Source organism: Alkalicoccus luteus, assembly GCF_012034335.1.
Classification (GTDB): Bacteria; Bacillota; Bacilli; order Bacillales; family Salisediminibacteriaceae; genus Alkalicoccus; species Alkalicoccus luteus_A.
In genome coordinates this window covers 13,599-29,564 of the sequence record NZ_JAATHJ010000001.1, presented here as the reverse complement: position 1 = coordinate 29,564, position 15,966 = coordinate 13,599, and the positions used below count along the sequence as shown (strand labels likewise).

Below are 15,966 nucleotides of genomic sequence, written 5' to 3'. Positions count from 1 at the left end.
CATCAGGTATTTGGCACACTTAGATATAGTATCACCGGGGCCGGGCAGTGTCAACACTTTCCTGAAGGGAATTTTGTGCTGTGCCCGGCCAGGTGATCCTACATTTCTTCTTCTGGCACCGTTACTTCTTCAAACGACTGTTCTTCCGGCTCGCTCGTGTCGACGTGCTTCATCTGACGGTAGCGCTGCATGCCGGTTCCGGCAGGTACAAGCTTCCCGATGATGACGTTCTCCTTCAGGCCGACCAGTTCGTCGCGCTTGCCTTTGATGGCAGCGTCGGTGAGAACACGTGTCGTTTCCTGGAAGGATGCAGCGGACAGGAACGAATCCGTTTCGAGTGATGCTTTCGTGATACCGAGCAGAACCGGCAGGCCAGTTGCAGGACGGCCTCCGCGCAGAAGAATCTCGCGGTTAACGTCGTTAAACTGGTGGATTTCCACGAGGGATCCAGGCAGCACCGTCGTGTCACCGGCATCGATCACGCGTACTTTGCGCATCATCTGACGTACCATGACCTCGACGTGCTTATCGCCGATTTCAACACCCTGCATACGGTAAACCTTTTGTACTTCACGCAGCAGGTATTCCTGTACGCCGTGTACACCGGAGACAGTGAGAAGCTCCTTCGGATCGATGGAACCTTCTGTCAGTTCCTGACCAGGCTTCACTTCATCGCCGATCTCCACTTTAAAGCGGGCTGCGAACAGAGCCGTATACGTGCGCGTTTCAAGCTTGTTGGAAACGACGATTTCTTTCTTCTCGCTCGCTTCGCGGATATCCGTAACCTTACCTTCGATCTCGGAAATAACAGCCTGACCTTTTGGGTTACGCGCTTCGAATACTTCCTGAATACGAGGAAGACCTTGCGTGATGTCATCCCCGGCTACGCCGCCTGTGTGGAACGTACGCATCGTGAGCTGGGTACCCGGCTCACCGATTGACTGGGCCGCGATGATGCCGACTGCTTCGCCGACTTCCACTTCCGCGCCTGTCGCCAGGTTGCGTCCGTAGCATCGCTTACAGGAACCGTGTTTCGTATCACATGTGAAGACAGAGCGGATCAGAACCGTTTTAATGCCTGATTCTTCGATGACCTTCGCAACGTCTTCTGAAATATCTTCGTTACGGCCGACGAGCAGCTCGTTTGTTTCCGGATGATACACGTTCTGGAAGGATACACGGCCGACTAGGCGGTCGTACAGGCTTTCGATCACTTCAGCACCTTCTGTGATCGCCTTTACTTCCAGTCCGCGGTCCGTGCCGCAGTCTGTTTCACGGATAATGACGTCCTGAGCCACGTCAACGAGTCGTCGTGTCAGGTAACCGGAATCCGCTGTTTTCAGTGCCGTATCGGCAAGACCTTTACGGGCACCGTGAGTGGAGATAAAGTACTCGAGTACCGTCAGGCCTTCACGGAAGCTGGACTTGATCGGAAGCTCGATGATTCGTCCGGACGGGTTCGCCATCAGACCACGCATACCCGCAAGCTGCGTAAAGTTTGAGGCGTTACCACGGGCACCGGAGTCACTCATCATAAAGATCGGGTTCGTCTTCTCCAGCGTGCCGAGAAGCTTCTCCTGGATCACATCTTTCGCTTTGCTCCATACTTCAATGACTTTATCGTAGCGCTCTTCCTCCGTGATCAGACCACGGCGGAACTGCTTCGAAATTCTGGATACTTTTTCCTCAGCCTCGTCGAGGATTTCCTGCTTGTCCTCGAGTACGACGATGTCGGATACCCCTACCGTAATACCGGCTTTCGTGGAGTAATAGAAACCGAGCGCCTTCATCTTATCGAGCATGACGGACGTTTCGGAAATCTTGAATTTCTTGAATACTTCCGCAATGATGTCGCCGAGGAAGCCTTTCTTAAACGGCGCTACAAGCTCGCTGTTTTTAAAGTGCTCCTTTATATCCGTCGTGCCTGGGACGAAGAACCGTTCCGGTGTTTCAATCTCCAGGTTTTCCGACGTCGGCTCGTTCACGTACGGGAAGGACTTTGGAAGAATCTCGTTAAAGATCACCTTACCGACTGTCGTCAGCAGCAGGTGGTTCTGGAATTCTTCACGGAAGTTGTCTTTATCTATAGAGCTTACCGGCAGCGCGATGCGCGTATGAAGATGCGCGTAGCCGTTCTGGTAAGCGGTGAGTACTTCGTTCGGATTATTGAAAACGCCGCCTTCACCGATTGCGCCTTCACGCTCGAGCGTCAGGTAGTAGTTACCGAGAACCATGTCCTGGGAAGGTGTTACGACCGGCTTGCCGTCCTTCGGGTTCAGGATGTTCTGAGCAGCGAGCATAAGCAGGCGGGATTCGGCCTGTGCTTCAGCGGAAAGCGGTACGTGCACCGCCATCTGGTCCCCGTCAAAGTCAGCGTTGTAAGCTGTACATACGAGCGGGTGAAGCTTGATCGCACGGCCTTCGACGAGCGTCGGCTCAAACGCCTGGATACCGAGACGGTGAAGCGTCGGTGCACGGTTTAACAGCACCGGGTGCTCGCGGATAACCTCTTCCAGCACGTCCCACACTTCCGGATTCACGCGCTCTACCTTGCGCTTTGCACTCTTGATGTTGTGTGCAAGACCGCGACCGACGAGCTCTTTCATGACGAACGGCTTGAACAGCTCGAGCGCCATTTCCTTCGGCAGACCGCACTGGTACATCTGCAGGTGCGGACCTACGACGATAACGGAACGGCCGGAATAGTCAACACGCTTACCGAGAAGGTTCTGACGGAAACGTCCCTGCTTCCCTTTAAGCATGTGGGAAAGGGATTTAAGCGGGCGGTTACCTGGTCCTGTGACCGGACGTCCACGGCGGCCGTTGTCGATCAGGGCGTCTACTGCTTCCTGCAGCATACGCTTCTCGTTCTGCACGATGATGCTTGGTGCTCCGAGGTCGAGCAGGCGCTTCAGACGGTTGTTCCGGTTGATCACGCGGCGGTACAGGTCGTTCAGGTCAGACGTCGCAAAACGCCCGCCGTCCAGCTGCACCATCGGACGAAGCTCCGGCGGAATGACCGGAAGCACATCGAGGACCATCCAGTCCGGATCATTGTCGGAGTGACGGAATGCTTCGATCACTTCCAGGCGCTTGATTGCACGCGTACGGCGCTGTCCCTGAGCTGTTTCGAGCTCTTCTTTCAGGGAAGCCGCCTCTTTGTCGAGGTCAATGTCCTCGAGCAATTGGCGGATCGCTTCCGCTCCCATGTTAGCGGTGAACGAACGTCCGTATTTCTCGCGGTAGCTGCGGTATTCTTTTTCAGAAAGCAGCTGCTTCAGCTCAAGCGGTGTGTCGCCGGTGTCTGTTACAACATAGGAAGCAAAGTAAATCACTTCCTCGAGGGAACGCGGAGACATATCGAGCACGAGGCCCATACGGCTCGGAATTCCTTTGAAGTACCAGATGTGGGAGACAGGGGCAGCAAGCTCAATATGCCCCATGCGCTCACGGCGGACTTTTGCACGTGTTACTTCCACGCCGCAGCGGTCACAGACAACGCCCTTGTAGCGGACGCGCTTGTATTTCCCGCAGTGGCACTCCCAGTCCTTTGTCGGACCGAAGATACGCTCACAGAAAAGACCGTCCTTTTCCGGCTTCAGCGTACGATAGTTGATCGTTTCCGGCTTCTTGACTTCTCCCCGGGACCAAGAACGGATCTTGTCGGAGGAAGCGAGGCCGATTTTCATATATTCAAAGTTATTTACATCTATCAAGGGGCCAACCTCCCTTTCAGCATTCGAATTCACCGATTACGCGTTCGATTCTCCGCCTGACTCCAGATTCAGGTTCAGCTTATCGTTCGCCTGATCTTCTTCTTCATCAATTTCGAGCATGTCGATCTCTTCATCGTTGCTGGACAGCATTTTAACGTCCATACCGAGACTCTGCAGCTCTTTGATGAGAACTTTGAACGACTCCGGTACACCCGGCTCCGGTACGTTTTCACCTTTTACAATTGCTTCGTACGTCTTCACACGACCGATCGTATCATCGGACTTAACCGTGAGAATTTCCTGAAGCGTGTAGGCAGCACCGTATGCTTCAAGTGCCCATACCTCCATCTCACCGAAACGCTGTCCGCCGAACTGTGCTTTACCACCGAGCGGCTGCTGCGTGACGAGAGAGTAAGGACCTGTGGAACGGGCGTGCAGCTTGTCATCAACCATGTGCGCAAGCTTAATCATATACATGACGCCGACGGAGACACGGCTGTCGAACGGCTCACCTGAGCGGCCGTCGTACAGTACGGTTTTTCCGTCGCGGGCCATACCGGCTTCTTCGATCGTGGACCATACATCTTCCTCGTTCGCACCGTCAAATACCGGGGTTGCAATGTGCATGTTCAGCTGACGTGCAGCCATACCCATGTGCAGCTCCAGCACCTGTCCGATGTTCATACGGGAAGGTACCCCGAGCGGGTTCAGCATGATGTCGATTGGAGTGCCATCCGGCAGGAACGGCATGTCTTCTTCCGGAAGAATCTTGGAAATAACACCTTTGTTTCCGTGACGTCCGGCCATCTTATCCCCTTCGTGAATCTTACGCTTCTGCACGATGTATACACGTACAAGCTGATTCACGCCAGGCGGCAGCTCGTCGCCGTCTTCACGGTTGAAAATCTTCACATCAAGCACGATGCCGTCGCCGCCGTGCGGAGCACGCAGGGACGTATCGCGGACTTCACGTGCTTTTTCTCCGAAGATTGCGTGCAGAAGACGCTCTTCCGCTGTCAGCTCCGTAACCCCTTTAGGCGTTACTTTACCGACGAGAATGTCGCCGTCTTTCACTTCAGCACCGACGCGGATAATACCGCGCTCATCCAGGTTGCGGAGCGCATCGTCCCCGACGTTTGGAATATCACGCGTGATTTCTTCCGGTCCGAGCTTCGTGTCGCGGGCTTCGGATTCGTACTCTTCAATGTGGATCGACGTATACACGTCGTCCTTGACGAGACGCTCGCTGAGAATAATGGCATCCTCATAGTTGTAGCCGTCCCACGTCATAAAGCCAACGAGTACGTTCTGACCGAGTGCCATTTCGCCTTTTTCCATGGAAGAGCCGTCTGCAAGGATTTCTCCTTTTTCCACGATCATGCCTTCGGAGACGATTGGGCGCTGATTATAGCACGTCCCCTGGTTGGAACGTTCAAATTTCATCAGGTTATAGCGGGTAACATCGCCTTCCACTTCACGGCCGTCGATCGTTTTCTGCTCACGAACGTCCACGAAGTCGGCGGATACCTTTTCGACGCGGCCCGGCTTTCGGGCTACGACTGCAGCACCGGAGTCTTTAGCAGACACGTATTCCATGCCTGTACCGACGAGCGGGGAGTGCGGCTCAAGAAGCGGCACTGCCTGACGCTGCATGTTCGCACCCATGAGGGCACGGTTGGAGTCATCATTTTCAAGGAACGGAATACACGCGGTCGCAGCAGATACTACTTGCTTTGGCGATACGTCCATGTAGTCAACGCGGTCGCGTGCCACGATAATGTTTTCCCCGCGGAAACGGCAGATGATGTTTTCATCCACGAAGTGGCCTTCTTCATCGAGCTTGGCGTTCGCCTGCGCTACGACGTAGTTGTCCTCTTCATCCGCTGTCAGGTAATCCACTTCCCGTGTCACGAGTCCTTTCTCATGGTCCACGCGGCGGTAAGGCGATTCGATAAAGCCGAATGGATTCACTTTCGCAAAAGAGGAAAGCGAGTTGATCAGACCGATGTTCGGTCCTTCCGGCGTCTCGATCGGACACATGCGCCCGTAGTGGGAGTAGTGAACGTCACGCACTTCGAAGCCGGCGCGTTCACGCGTCAGACCACCGGGTCCAAGCGCAGACAGACGGCGCTTATGCGTTAATTCCGCAAGCGGGTTCGTCTGGTCCATGAACTGGGACAGCTGGGAGCTTCCGAAAAACTCTTTAATCGACGCGATAACCGGTCGGATGTTGATCAGCGCCTGCGGCGTAATCATGTTGGCATCCTGAATGGACATACGTTCGCGGACGACACGCTCCATTCGGGAAAGTCCAATACGGAACTGGTTTTGCAGCAGTTCCCCTACAGAACGGAGACGACGGTTGCCGAGATGGTCAATATCATCGGTCTGACCTGTTCCGTGCAGCAGGTTAAAGAAGTAGCTGACAGATGAAATGATATCAGCCGGCGTGATGTTTTTAATCTTCGTATCAATGCCGCCGTTGGCAATGATCTTGACCGGCTGCTCTTCGTCGCCATCCTTCTGGGAGTAGATCATCACTGTCTGAAGATCAACGTCTTCGTCTTCGATGACGCCCCCGTTCAGGTTGTGGCGCTCAAACGAGAGCCCGTCTTCAAAGTAAGGAATGAGTTTATCCAGGACGCGCCGGTCAATGACCGTGCCTTCTTCTGCAAGAATTTCGCCTGTTTCCGAGTCAACGAGCGTTTCCGCAAGGCGCTGATTGAACAGACGGTTCTTAATATGAAGCTTTTTGTTCATTTTATAGCGGCCGACATTTGCCAGGTCGTAGCGCTTCGGATCAAAGAAGCGGGACTCCAGCAGGCTTTTCGCGCTGTCTACAGTCGGCGGCTCACCAGGGCGGAGACGCTCATAAATTTCAAGCAGCGCCTTTTCGGAACCATCTGTGTTATCTTTCTCCAGCGTATTGCGGAGATACTCGTCTTCTCCAAGCAGATCAATGATTTCCTGATCAGAGCCGAAACCGAGCGCACGCAGGAGCACCGTCACCGGAATTTTCCGCGTACGGTCAATGCGAACATATACAACATCCTTGGCATCTGTTTCCAGCTCAAGCCATGCTCCACGGTTCGGAATCACCGTAGCCGTGTAGCCGCGCTTGCCGTTTTTGTCCATCTTCTGGCTGAAGTAGACGCTTGGCGAACGCACGAGCTGGGAAACGATGACCCGCTCTGCCCCGTTAATAATGAATGTACCGGTGTCTGTCATGAGAGGGAAATCTCCCATGAATACTTCCTGTTCTTTTACTTCTCCGGTATCTTTATTAATCAGGCGTACTTTCACGCGGAGCGGTGCGGAATACGTCACGTCGCGCTCTTTCGATTCGTCGACCGGATACTTAGGCTCCCCTAAGCTGTAATCGACAAATTCCAGAACGAGGTTTCCTGTAAAATCCTCGATCGGTGAAATGTCCTGAAACATGTCCTGAATACCTTCATCAAGAAACCATTGATAAGAAGCCGTCTGAATTTCAATTAAGTTCGGCAGATCCAAAACTTCATTGATTCGTGCATAACTTCTTCTCTGGCGGTGGCGTCCATACTGAACTAGTTGACCTGTCAACTCATTCACCCCTCAAACCTAACGTTTTTATCATCAAGAGACTGAAACAGCCCCTGACTGATCGTATACTGATAATGTGTGTTACGGTGGAATATGCTGTAGGAATCACAGGCCGTGCTTTTCGAGGCTGCTGTGCAGGAAGATTTGTGCAGATTCTGGAAACAAAGAAAAAAAGGGCACTAAGGTCGTTGGCATGCATCCATGTTGATGACGACTGTAGTTAATGTTCCCACCCTTTTTCTTCGCAGTTTTCTATTCAAATTCTATAAAAGCAGCTGGCGTTGTGATAAAGAAGTGCATAAGAGCCCTATTTTCATATTCATACGCATTAAATAACATTAACACAAGGCCTTTGCTGCGTCAATGTTTTTCTGCGCGGAAGATGAAATAGCCTTTCTTTTTAGCTGCCGTTTCAACGGTGAAGCCAAGTTCTTCGAGCTTCGCCTTCGTTGACGGCGCTCCCTGCTTTTTCTGAATGACAATCGTAAGCGTGCCGTTCTGCTTTAAAACGCGCCATGCCTGCTCGTAAAGCCGGAAGACAACTTCCTTGCCGGCCCGGACCGGCGGGTTGCTGACGATCATCGCTGCGCTGTCGTCATCGAGTCCTTCCAGCAGATCCTGCTGCCGTACTTCAGCCCTCGTTGCCCCGTTCCGATCGGCGTTGCGGCGGGACAGCTCGACGGAACGTTCGTTCACGTCGACCATGAGCACCGGGCGTGCCGGATACCATACCGCTGCAAATATGCCGATTGGTCCCCAGCCGCAGCCGGCATCAATCAGACGCCCTTCTGCTTTTGCTTCCTCCAGCGATTCCAGCAGGAGACGCGATCCGAAGTCAAGTCCTCCTTTGGAAAACACGCCGCTGTCGACCGTAAAGGAGAGCTCCGTACCGAGGACGGACTCCTTCAGCTCGCGCGGACTGCTTGCAGCCGACGGCTTTTTTGAATAATAGTGGTCTGCCATATCTGCCGCTCCTTTCCTTGCATTCAGCCTCATGACGGCGTGCCGCCATGAATGGTAAAAAAGAACCCGCAGGAAATGATTCCCGCGGGTTCCAAGCGTGCGTTGAACACGATTACTTAACCGTGATCTTCGCTCCAGCTTCTTCAAGCTTCGCTTGCATTTCTTCAGCTTCAGACTTTTCAACGCCTTCTTTAACTGCAGAAGGTGCGCCGTCAACAAGTGCCTTCGCTTCTTTCAGGCCGAGACCTGTGATTTCACGAACTGCTTTGATAACGCCGATCTTGGAAGATCCAGCGTCTTCAAGTACTACGTCGAATTCAGTCTGCTCTTCAGCAGCTTCTGCTCCGCCGCCGCCTGCTACAGCTACCTGAGCTGCTGCAGATACACCAAATTCTTCTTCAATTGCTTTTACCAGGTCGTTCAGTTCGAGTACGGACATTTCCTTAACCGCATCGAGAATCTCTTGATTCGTCATGATTAAATTCCTCCTGTAAATAATAATTTATGCTGCCGTGCAGCTTTTTATGACGCGCTTTCTTCTTCGTTCTTGTCTGCCACTGCCTTGAGGCCGATCGCGAGTCCGCGGATTGGAGCCTGAAGAACGTTGGCAAGCATGGAAAGGAGTGCTTCCTGGGAAGGAAGTTCCGCCAGTGCTTTTACTTCGTCGAGAGACACAACTTTGCCTTCGATGATTCCTGCCTTGAGTTCAAGAGCTTCATGCTTCTTCGCAAACTCGTTGAGAATCTTGGCTGGTGCTACAACATCGTCGTAGCCGAATGCAATTGCAGTAGGACCTGCAAGCTGCTCATCGATTCCAGTCAGTTCTGTCTGTTCTGTCGCGCGGCGTACCATTGTGTTCTTGTACACCTTGAAGTCGATTCCGGCTTCACGCAGCTGCTGACGCAGTTCCGTTACTTCTGCCACGTCCAGTCCGCGGTAATCTACTACGATAGTAGACTGGCTTTCCTTCAGTTTCCCGGCGATTTCTTCCACGACGCTTTGTTTCTGCTCAATTACACTGCTCATCTAGATGACACCTCCTATGCCTGAAGCTGTTCATACCGCCCGTGTTCTAACCCATTAAAAAGGGCTTCCTCACATAGACGCAAGGAAGCCGCAGGTTATCCGGGGCAAACCGTTGCCCGGACTATATCTGGTGCAAACCTCGGCAGGACGTTTAAGCCCGAAGGCTCCTGCTGTCTACGGTATGATTTATTTATTCACAACTGACAGTATAACGCGCCCGTAAGGCTCCGTCAACTACAGTTTGAATTCGTTTGTTGATACGCGTACGCCAGGTCCCATTGTTGCAGCAACGGAAAGGTTGCGCAGGTAGGTACCTTTTGCAGCAGCAGGCTTGGCCTTCATGATAACATCCATCATCGCACGCAGGTTTTCTTCCAGCTGCTGTTCGCTGAAGGAAGCTTTCCCGATCGGTACGTGCATGTTACCAGTTTTGTCGGCACGGTATTCTACCTTACCAGCTTTGATTTCTTCAATCGCTTTCGTTACGTCAAACGTAACAGTGCCTGTTTTCGGGTTCGGCATGAGGCCGCGTGGTCCGAGAACTCGTCCGAGCTTACCAACCTGAGCCATCATGTCCGGAGTAGCTACGACAACGTCGAACTCCATCCAGCCCTGGCTTACTTTGTTGATCAGGTCTTCTTCTCCGACGAAATCAGCGCCGGCTGCTTCTGCTTCCTTTGCCTTTTCGCCTTTAGCGAATACAGCAACGGTCTGGGTTTTACCCGTTCCGTGTGGAAGAACAACAGCTCCGCGGATCTGCTGGTCGGCTTTTTTCGTGTCGATTCCAAGGCGCGCAGCCATTTCGATAGTTTCATCGAAGTTGGCTGTTGCAGTCTGCTTTACAGCTTCCACTGCTTCTGTTACACCGTAGTTCTTCTCACGGTCAATAACTTTCAGTGCATCTTCGTACTTTTTGCTGAACTTAGCCAATGTTTTTTCCTCCTCGTTGTGGTTTTAGCGGTTAAACCTCCCACTAATAAAGGTTGCGAACCTGAACGTGTCAGGCAGGACAGCGTCCTTTACTCGCAACCTCATTGACCGGTTATGGTCTCTACATTAGTCTTCGATCGTGATACCCATGCTTCGGGCAGTACCTTCAACCATACGCATAGCTGCTTCTACATCAGCTGCGTTAAGGTCTGGCATCTTTGTTTCCGCGATTTCGCGTACTTTATCACGCCCCACTGTTGCAACTTTCGTCTTGTTCGGCTCGCCGGAACCGGATTCGATTCCTGCGGCTTTCTTAAGAAGAACAGCTGCTGGCGGAGTTTTTGTGATGAATGTAAAGGAACGGTCCTCAAACACCGTGATTTCAACCGGGATGATAAGACCTGCCTGCTCTTGAGTCTGAGCGTTGAATTCCTTACAGAAGCCCATGATATTTATACCTGCCTGACCGAGTGCTGGCCCGACCGGCGGTGCTGGGTTTGCTTTACCAGCTGGAATTTGCAGTTTTACAACCTTAATAACCTTCTTTGCCACGCGACACACCTCCTTAAGTCCGTGATGTGGTAAACCGAGCGATTGCTTCCGCTCTCCCACTCAAAAAAACCTGCGTATTCGCAGGAAAAACGTGAACAGCATGTCCACGTTCATTAGCAACATTCAAATTCTATCACTTCACCCCAAAATTGACAAGGAGTTTTTGTGATCCTATGATAATTTTTCTACCTGCGTGAAGTCGAGCTCCACCGGCGTTTCGCGGCCGAACATGTTGACCGTTACCTTCAGCTTCTGTTTCTCTGCTGAAATGTCTTCGATCGTGCCGACGAATTCCGCAAACGGACCTTCCTTCACTTTGACAGCTTCCCGCAGCTCGAAATCGACTTCCTGCTTCGGTGCTTCCACACCCATCTGACGCAGGATGCCTTCTGCCTCTTCAGGCAGGAGCGGCGTCGGCTTCGATCCGGCACCGGAGGACCCGACGAATCCGGTCACGCCGGGCGTGTTGCGAACGACATACCAGGAATCATCTGTCATCACCATTTCCACGATCACGTAGCCTGGAAATACTTTTTTGGAAACTTGCTTTTTCTTGCCGTTTTTAATCTCTGTCTCTTCCTCTACAGGAACGAGCACTCGGAAGATCTTATCGACCATATCCATGGACTCGACCCGCTTCTCAAGGTTCGTCTTCACCTTGTTTTCGTAGCCGGAATACGTGTGTACTACATACCAGTTTTTCTCCATAAGAATCAGGGGATGCCCCCGTATTCCCTCCTCCTACCGGTGCGATCCGGGAATCTGTTAGTTCGTGATCAGCTGGAGCAGTGATGAAATAATAAAGTCGGAAATTGCGAAGAAGATGGCTATGAATGTTACTGTTGCAACAACAATTCCCGTGTAGCGCTTCAGTTCTTTTCCGTTTGGCCACGTAACGCGCTTCATCTCCGCTACGACCTGTTTCAGAAAGACTGCCGGGTTTTTCGTCGTCTTGGTGTTTTCCGCCATGCCGGACACCTCCATTTCCTTTAAGCTCCGGACTGTTTCAGCCGGAAGCCGTATTTCCACTGCACCGCCGTCACTTCGTTTCAGCGTGCATCGTATGTGATCCGCAAGTCTTGCAGTATTTCTTTATCTGAAGCCGCGTCTGACGGCTGTCGGTTGATTTCGTCGTCCAGCAATTACGGCTGTTGCATGTCTGGCAGGCGAGAGCGACCTTCATCTGCTCCCCCTCCTTTTACGTGAGCTGTTTACATACTAAACGAACTTATCACAGGAATCAGCGGCGTGTCAATGCTTCTCCGGCATTCCGGACAAACGAAACGGCACCTGCCGGAACGTCGCTTGTCCGGAGGTGCCTGCAGGTTTACGTAAATTTAACTTCCTTCAGTTCCACATACCGTTCGAGCTTCCGTTTGACCCGCTGCAGCGCATTGTCGATCGACTTGACGTGGCGCTCCAGATCCTCGGACATCTCCTGATACGTCCTGCCGTCAAGGTACTGCATGAGCACTTCCCGCTCCAGTTCGCTGAGCATCTCGCCCATTTTGGATTCAATGTCGGAGAACTCCTCACGGTTGATCAGCAGCTGCTCCGGGTCGGTTACCCCGTGTCCGCAGAGGACGTCAAGCAGCGTCCGTTCTGATTCCTCATCGTATATCGGCTTATCGAGGGATACGTAGGAATTCAGCGGAATATGCTTCTGACGTGTTGCCGTTTTGATCGCGGTGATGATCTGTCTCGTGATACAGAGCTCCGCAAAGGCGCGGAAAGAGGAAAGTTTATCCGCCTGAAAATCACGGATCGCCTTATAGAGACCAATCATGCCTTCCTGCACAATATCCTCGTGATCGGCGCCGATCAGAAAGTAGGATCTTGATTTAGCGCGTACAAAATTGCGGTATTTCGTAATCAGGTATTCGAGCGCGCCGCTATCTCCCTCCCGGACAAGACGAACGAGTTTCTCATCCTCAATGTCACGATAGTGCTGGTGCATGCCAGTTTCCATAAGATGTACAGCCACGGCGATCCCTCCGACCTGTCTTTAGTGAAAGTCGTACGCAAATTCCGGTTTTCGTGGTGCAGGACTCCTGATAGTAACGTTAAGTATACTAGATAAAAAAGGAAATCGTCAAGGTGTTATCGCTTTCCTCTTCGCCACTTTTCAAAAATTTCTGCCATTTCCTCGTCGATCGGCAGCTTTGTTTTAGCCTTCTTCTGCTTCGTTTCTGCCACACTCTGCTGGATTCCTTTTTCAATCTGCTCTACTTCCGTACGAAGCTCGCGGGCCGACTTGCGGTAGGCGCCGCTTGCAAAAATCACCCGCTGCTCCACAAAGTCGGAGGTGGCCACGTAAATCTGGCGGTCGACCCGTTTGCGTTCAATGACGAGCTTTTCAATCCGCTCGTCCGCCGTTTCTTTTTCCTTTGTAAAAACGATATCCAGATCGTAATGCCGGTACTTCTTGCCGGTGCCTGGAACCATATGAGCGTCAAATACGATCGTGACACTCGTTCCCGTATAAGCCTGGTACTCGGCCATCTTTTCAATGAGCAGGTCGCGCGCACTTTCCAGATCGGAATCGGAGAGGGCCTTTAACTCCGGCCAGTCTCCGATGATGTTGTAGCCATCTACGAACAAGTACGCTTTTCGCATCGGTTACGCCTCCCCGGCCACGGTGCGCCGGCGGAATACTTCGTACATCAACAGCGATGCCGCGACAGACGCGTTCAGGGAAGTAACTTTTCCGAGCAGAGGAATCTGCACGAGAAAATCACACTTTTCTTTTACGAGTCTGCTCATCCCGCGTCCTTCACTGCCGATGACCAGTCCCACCGGCATATCGAGGTCAACACTGCGGTAGTCCTCGCGGCCGGAGGCATCCGTTCCGACAAACCAGAGGCCGCGGTCTTTCAGCTCATCCATCGTTTTCGCCATGTTCGTCACGCGCACGACCGGCACGTATTCAATCGCTCCGGCTGATGCTTTGGCAACCGTCGCCGTCAGCGCTGCCGCCCGCCGCTTCGGAATGATCACACCGTGAGCCCCGGATGCATCCGCTGTACGGAGAATCGATCCGAGGTTGTGCGGGTCCTCCAGTTCATCAAGCAGAAGAAAAAACGGTGCTTCATTCTTTTTCTCCGCCCGCTCAAACAGCGTCTCCATGTCGGCATATTCAAATGCGGCGAGAAACGCCAGCACCCCCTGATGAGCTTTTCCGTTTCCGGCAATCTGCTCGATCTTCTGTTTCGGCACGTTTTGCAGCTGCACCTTTTTTTCCCGGCAAAGCTTCTGAATCTGGCTGATCTGCCCTTTTGCGGTATCCGCAACGAGCACTTTATGAACCGTCCGGTCTCCGCGGAGTGCTTCAAGTACGGGATTTCTCCCAATTACGTAATCGGTATCCTTCATGATGCTCCCTCCTTTCCTTCTGCAATCGTCAGAGCTGCGGCGACAATGTCATCGAGCCGCTCCTCTTGCCCGGTCACGTATAAATAGCCGATGAGCGCCTCAAACGCCGTACTGCTTTGATAAACGGACCGTTCAGTATGTTTTGGAATCGTACCCGATTTGGCATTACGCCCGCGGCGGACGACAGCTTCTTCCTGCTCTGTCAGCACGTTCTGTTCAAATAGTTTTTCCAGAATGCGCGCCTGCGACTTGGCTGATACGTAAGCGGTCGCTGCTTTATGAAGACGGTTCGGCTTTACGCCGCCTTTGACGAGCAGCCGGTAGCGCACGTACGTTTCGAATACGCCGTCTCCCATGTAGGCGAGCGCGAGGGCATTCAGCTGTTCAGGCTCGCGAATCGTTTCGTTCAGCTTCATGCGTCTCCCCGCTTCCAGCGAGTGCCCTGCGGTGTATCTTCCAGAAGAATATGTTTTTCCTTCAGCTCATCCCGGATTTCATCGGCGCGGGCGAAGTCGCGGTTCTCGCGTGCCTGCTCCCGTTCCTCGATCAGCGCCTCGACTTCCTCATCGAGCAGCTCCTCTGCTGTACTGAGCTGCATGCCGAGCACATAGCCCATATCATCGAACTGCTGAAGGAATGCCTTCAGTACGGACGTGTCGGTCTGCTTTTCCTGCAGGTACAGGTTCGCCTGACGGACAAGGTCAAACAGAACGGCAACCGCATTGGCGCTGTTTAAATCATCATCCATCGCCTCGGTAAAACGTGATTCGTGCTCCGTAATCACACGCTCCCACTTTTCCGTCTGCAGGCCGAGATCGACTGCGGTATCGAGACGATGCTGCACGTTCTGGTACGTTGTTTTGATCCGCTCAAGCGACGCGGCCGCCGTATGCAGCTGCTCGTCGCTGAAATTGATCGGGCTCCGGTAGTGCGCGTTTACGATAAAGAAGCGCACGACTTCAGGATCAAATGTCCGGATAATGTCATGGACGAGAATGAAGTTCCCAAGTGATTTGGACATTTTTTCGTTATCAATATTTATATAGCCGTTATGAATCCAGTAGTTGGCCATCGGCTTTTCGTTCAGCGCTTCGGACTGCGCGATTTCGTTCTCGTGGTGCGGAAACGATAAGTCTTGGCCGCCGGCGTGGATGTCGATTGTATCGCCAAGATACTTTTTCACCATCGCCGAGCACTCAATGTGCCAGCCCGGGCGCCCTTCGCCCCATGGACTCGTCCACGAAATTTCTCCCGGCTTCGCTGTTTTCCATAGAACGAAATCGAGCGGATCTTCTTTTTTATCGCCGACATCGACGCGTGCCCCGGCCTGCAGGTCGTCGATCGACTGATGCGAAAGCTTCCCGTAGCCGTCAAAGCGGCGCGTGCGGAAATAGACATCTCCCTGAGATTCATAGGCATAGCCCTTTTCAACGAGCTTGTTAATAAAGGTAATGATGTCATCCATCGTGTCTGTAACCCGAGGGTGCAGATCCGCTTTTTTCACGCCGAGAGCAGCAGTATCTTCATGGTACGCATCGATAAAACGCTCGGCGATTTCCATCACGTCGCCGCCGATCTCTTCTGCTGCCTTAATGATTTTATCATCGACATCGGTAAAGTTGGATACGTACTGCACGTCGTAGCCCCGGTACTCAAAATAACGGCGTACCATATCAAAGACGACAGCCGGCCGAGCGTTGCCGATATGAATATAGTTGTAAACGGTCGGACCGCAGACGTACATTTTAATCTTGCCGGGCTCGATTGGTTCGAACGTTTCTTTTTTACGTGACAGTGTATTATAAAGCTGGATCGCCATAAGCTG

Annotated in this window: 15 protein-coding genes and 1 other annotated feature; all 15 genes read right to left on the bottom strand. The window is 52.5% G+C overall.

What is annotated here, in order from left to right; genetic code table 11:
* Nucleotides 1-98: 98 nt before the first annotated feature.
* Complete coding sequence (gene rpoC, locus HCN83_RS00145) at nucleotides 99-3,716, bottom strand: DNA-directed RNA polymerase subunit beta' (protein ID WP_168004288.1); 3,618 nt, start codon at nucleotides 3,714-3,716, stop codon at nucleotides 99-101.
* Nucleotides 3,717-3,752: 36 nt separating this feature from the next.
* A complete protein-coding gene (gene rpoB, locus HCN83_RS00140; protein ID WP_168004287.1) occupies nucleotides 3,753-7,298 on the bottom strand; it encodes a DNA-directed RNA polymerase subunit beta in 3,546 nt (1,181 codons plus the stop codon).
* A gap of 360 nt (nucleotides 7,299-7,658) precedes the next feature.
* A complete protein-coding gene (locus HCN83_RS00135) occupies nucleotides 7,659-8,261 on the bottom strand; it encodes a class I SAM-dependent methyltransferase (RefSeq protein WP_168004286.1) in 603 nt (200 codons plus the stop codon).
* 112 nt (nucleotides 8,262-8,373) lie between these two features.
* Nucleotides 8,374-8,736 carry a 50S ribosomal protein L7/L12 gene (gene rplL, locus HCN83_RS00130; protein WP_168004285.1) on the bottom strand — a complete coding sequence of 121 codons (363 nt, stop codon included), beginning with the start codon at nucleotides 8,734-8,736 and terminating at the stop codon, nucleotides 8,374-8,376.
* Nucleotides 8,737-8,783: 47 nt separating this feature from the next.
* Nucleotides 8,784-9,287: a 50S ribosomal protein L10 gene (gene rplJ / locus HCN83_RS00125; protein WP_168004284.1), complete on the bottom strand. Its 504-nt coding sequence runs from the start codon at nucleotides 9,285-9,287 to the stop codon at nucleotides 8,784-8,786.
* A 47-nt stretch (nucleotides 9,288-9,334) separates the two neighbouring features.
* Nucleotides 9,335-9,485: a sequence feature (ribosomal protein L10 leader region), on the bottom strand.
* Between the two features lie 36 nt (nucleotides 9,486-9,521).
* Nucleotides 9,522-10,217, bottom strand: a complete 696-nt coding sequence (gene rplA / locus HCN83_RS00120; protein ID WP_168004283.1) for a 50S ribosomal protein L1 — start codon at nucleotides 10,215-10,217, stop codon at nucleotides 9,522-9,524.
* Between the two features lie 126 nt (nucleotides 10,218-10,343).
* Nucleotides 10,344-10,769 (bottom strand): 50S ribosomal protein L11, encoded by a 426-nt coding sequence (gene rplK / locus HCN83_RS00115; RefSeq protein ID WP_168004282.1) that lies wholly within the window; start codon nucleotides 10,767-10,769, stop codon nucleotides 10,344-10,346.
* A 171-nt stretch (nucleotides 10,770-10,940) separates the two neighbouring features.
* Nucleotides 10,941-11,477 carry a transcription termination/antitermination protein NusG gene (gene nusG / locus HCN83_RS00110; protein WP_168004281.1) on the bottom strand — a complete coding sequence of 179 codons (537 nt, stop codon included), beginning with the start codon at nucleotides 11,475-11,477 and terminating at the stop codon, nucleotides 10,941-10,943.
* Nucleotides 11,478-11,534: 57 nt separating this feature from the next.
* On the bottom strand, nucleotides 11,535-11,738 hold the full coding sequence (secE, locus tag HCN83_RS00105; RefSeq protein ID WP_168004280.1) for a preprotein translocase subunit SecE: 204 nt from the start codon (nucleotides 11,736-11,738) through the stop codon (nucleotides 11,535-11,537).
* 70 nt (nucleotides 11,739-11,808) lie between these two features.
* Nucleotides 11,809-11,952: a 50S ribosomal protein L33 gene (rpmG, locus tag HCN83_RS00100; RefSeq protein WP_168004279.1), complete on the bottom strand. Its 144-nt coding sequence runs from the start codon at nucleotides 11,950-11,952 to the stop codon at nucleotides 11,809-11,811.
* Between the two features lie 144 nt (nucleotides 11,953-12,096).
* Nucleotides 12,097-12,738: an RNA polymerase sporulation sigma factor SigH gene (sigH, locus tag HCN83_RS00095; protein WP_168004535.1), complete on the bottom strand. Its 642-nt coding sequence runs from the start codon at nucleotides 12,736-12,738 to the stop codon at nucleotides 12,097-12,099.
* A gap of 131 nt (nucleotides 12,739-12,869) precedes the next feature.
* A complete protein-coding gene (locus HCN83_RS00090; RefSeq protein ID WP_168004278.1) occupies nucleotides 12,870-13,385 on the bottom strand; it encodes an NYN domain-containing protein in 516 nt (171 codons plus the stop codon).
* A gap of 3 nt (nucleotides 13,386-13,388) precedes the next feature.
* Entirely contained in the window at nucleotides 13,389-14,141 is a 753-nt protein-coding gene (gene rlmB, locus HCN83_RS00085; RefSeq protein WP_168004277.1) for a 23S rRNA (guanosine(2251)-2'-O)-methyltransferase RlmB, read from the bottom strand.
* Nucleotides 14,138-14,539, bottom strand: a complete 402-nt coding sequence (locus HCN83_RS00080; protein WP_343033635.1) for a Mini-ribonuclease 3 — start codon at nucleotides 14,537-14,539, stop codon at nucleotides 14,138-14,140. The genes rlmB and HCN83_RS00080 overlap by 4 nt, the downstream gene beginning before the upstream one ends.
* Nucleotides 14,540-14,553: 14 nt before the next feature.
* Nucleotides 14,554-15,960, bottom strand: coding sequence for a cysteine--tRNA ligase (gene cysS / locus HCN83_RS00075; RefSeq protein WP_168004534.1), 1,407 nt, complete (start codon nucleotides 15,958-15,960; stop codon nucleotides 14,554-14,556).
* Nucleotides 15,961-15,966 lie beyond the last annotated feature (6 nt).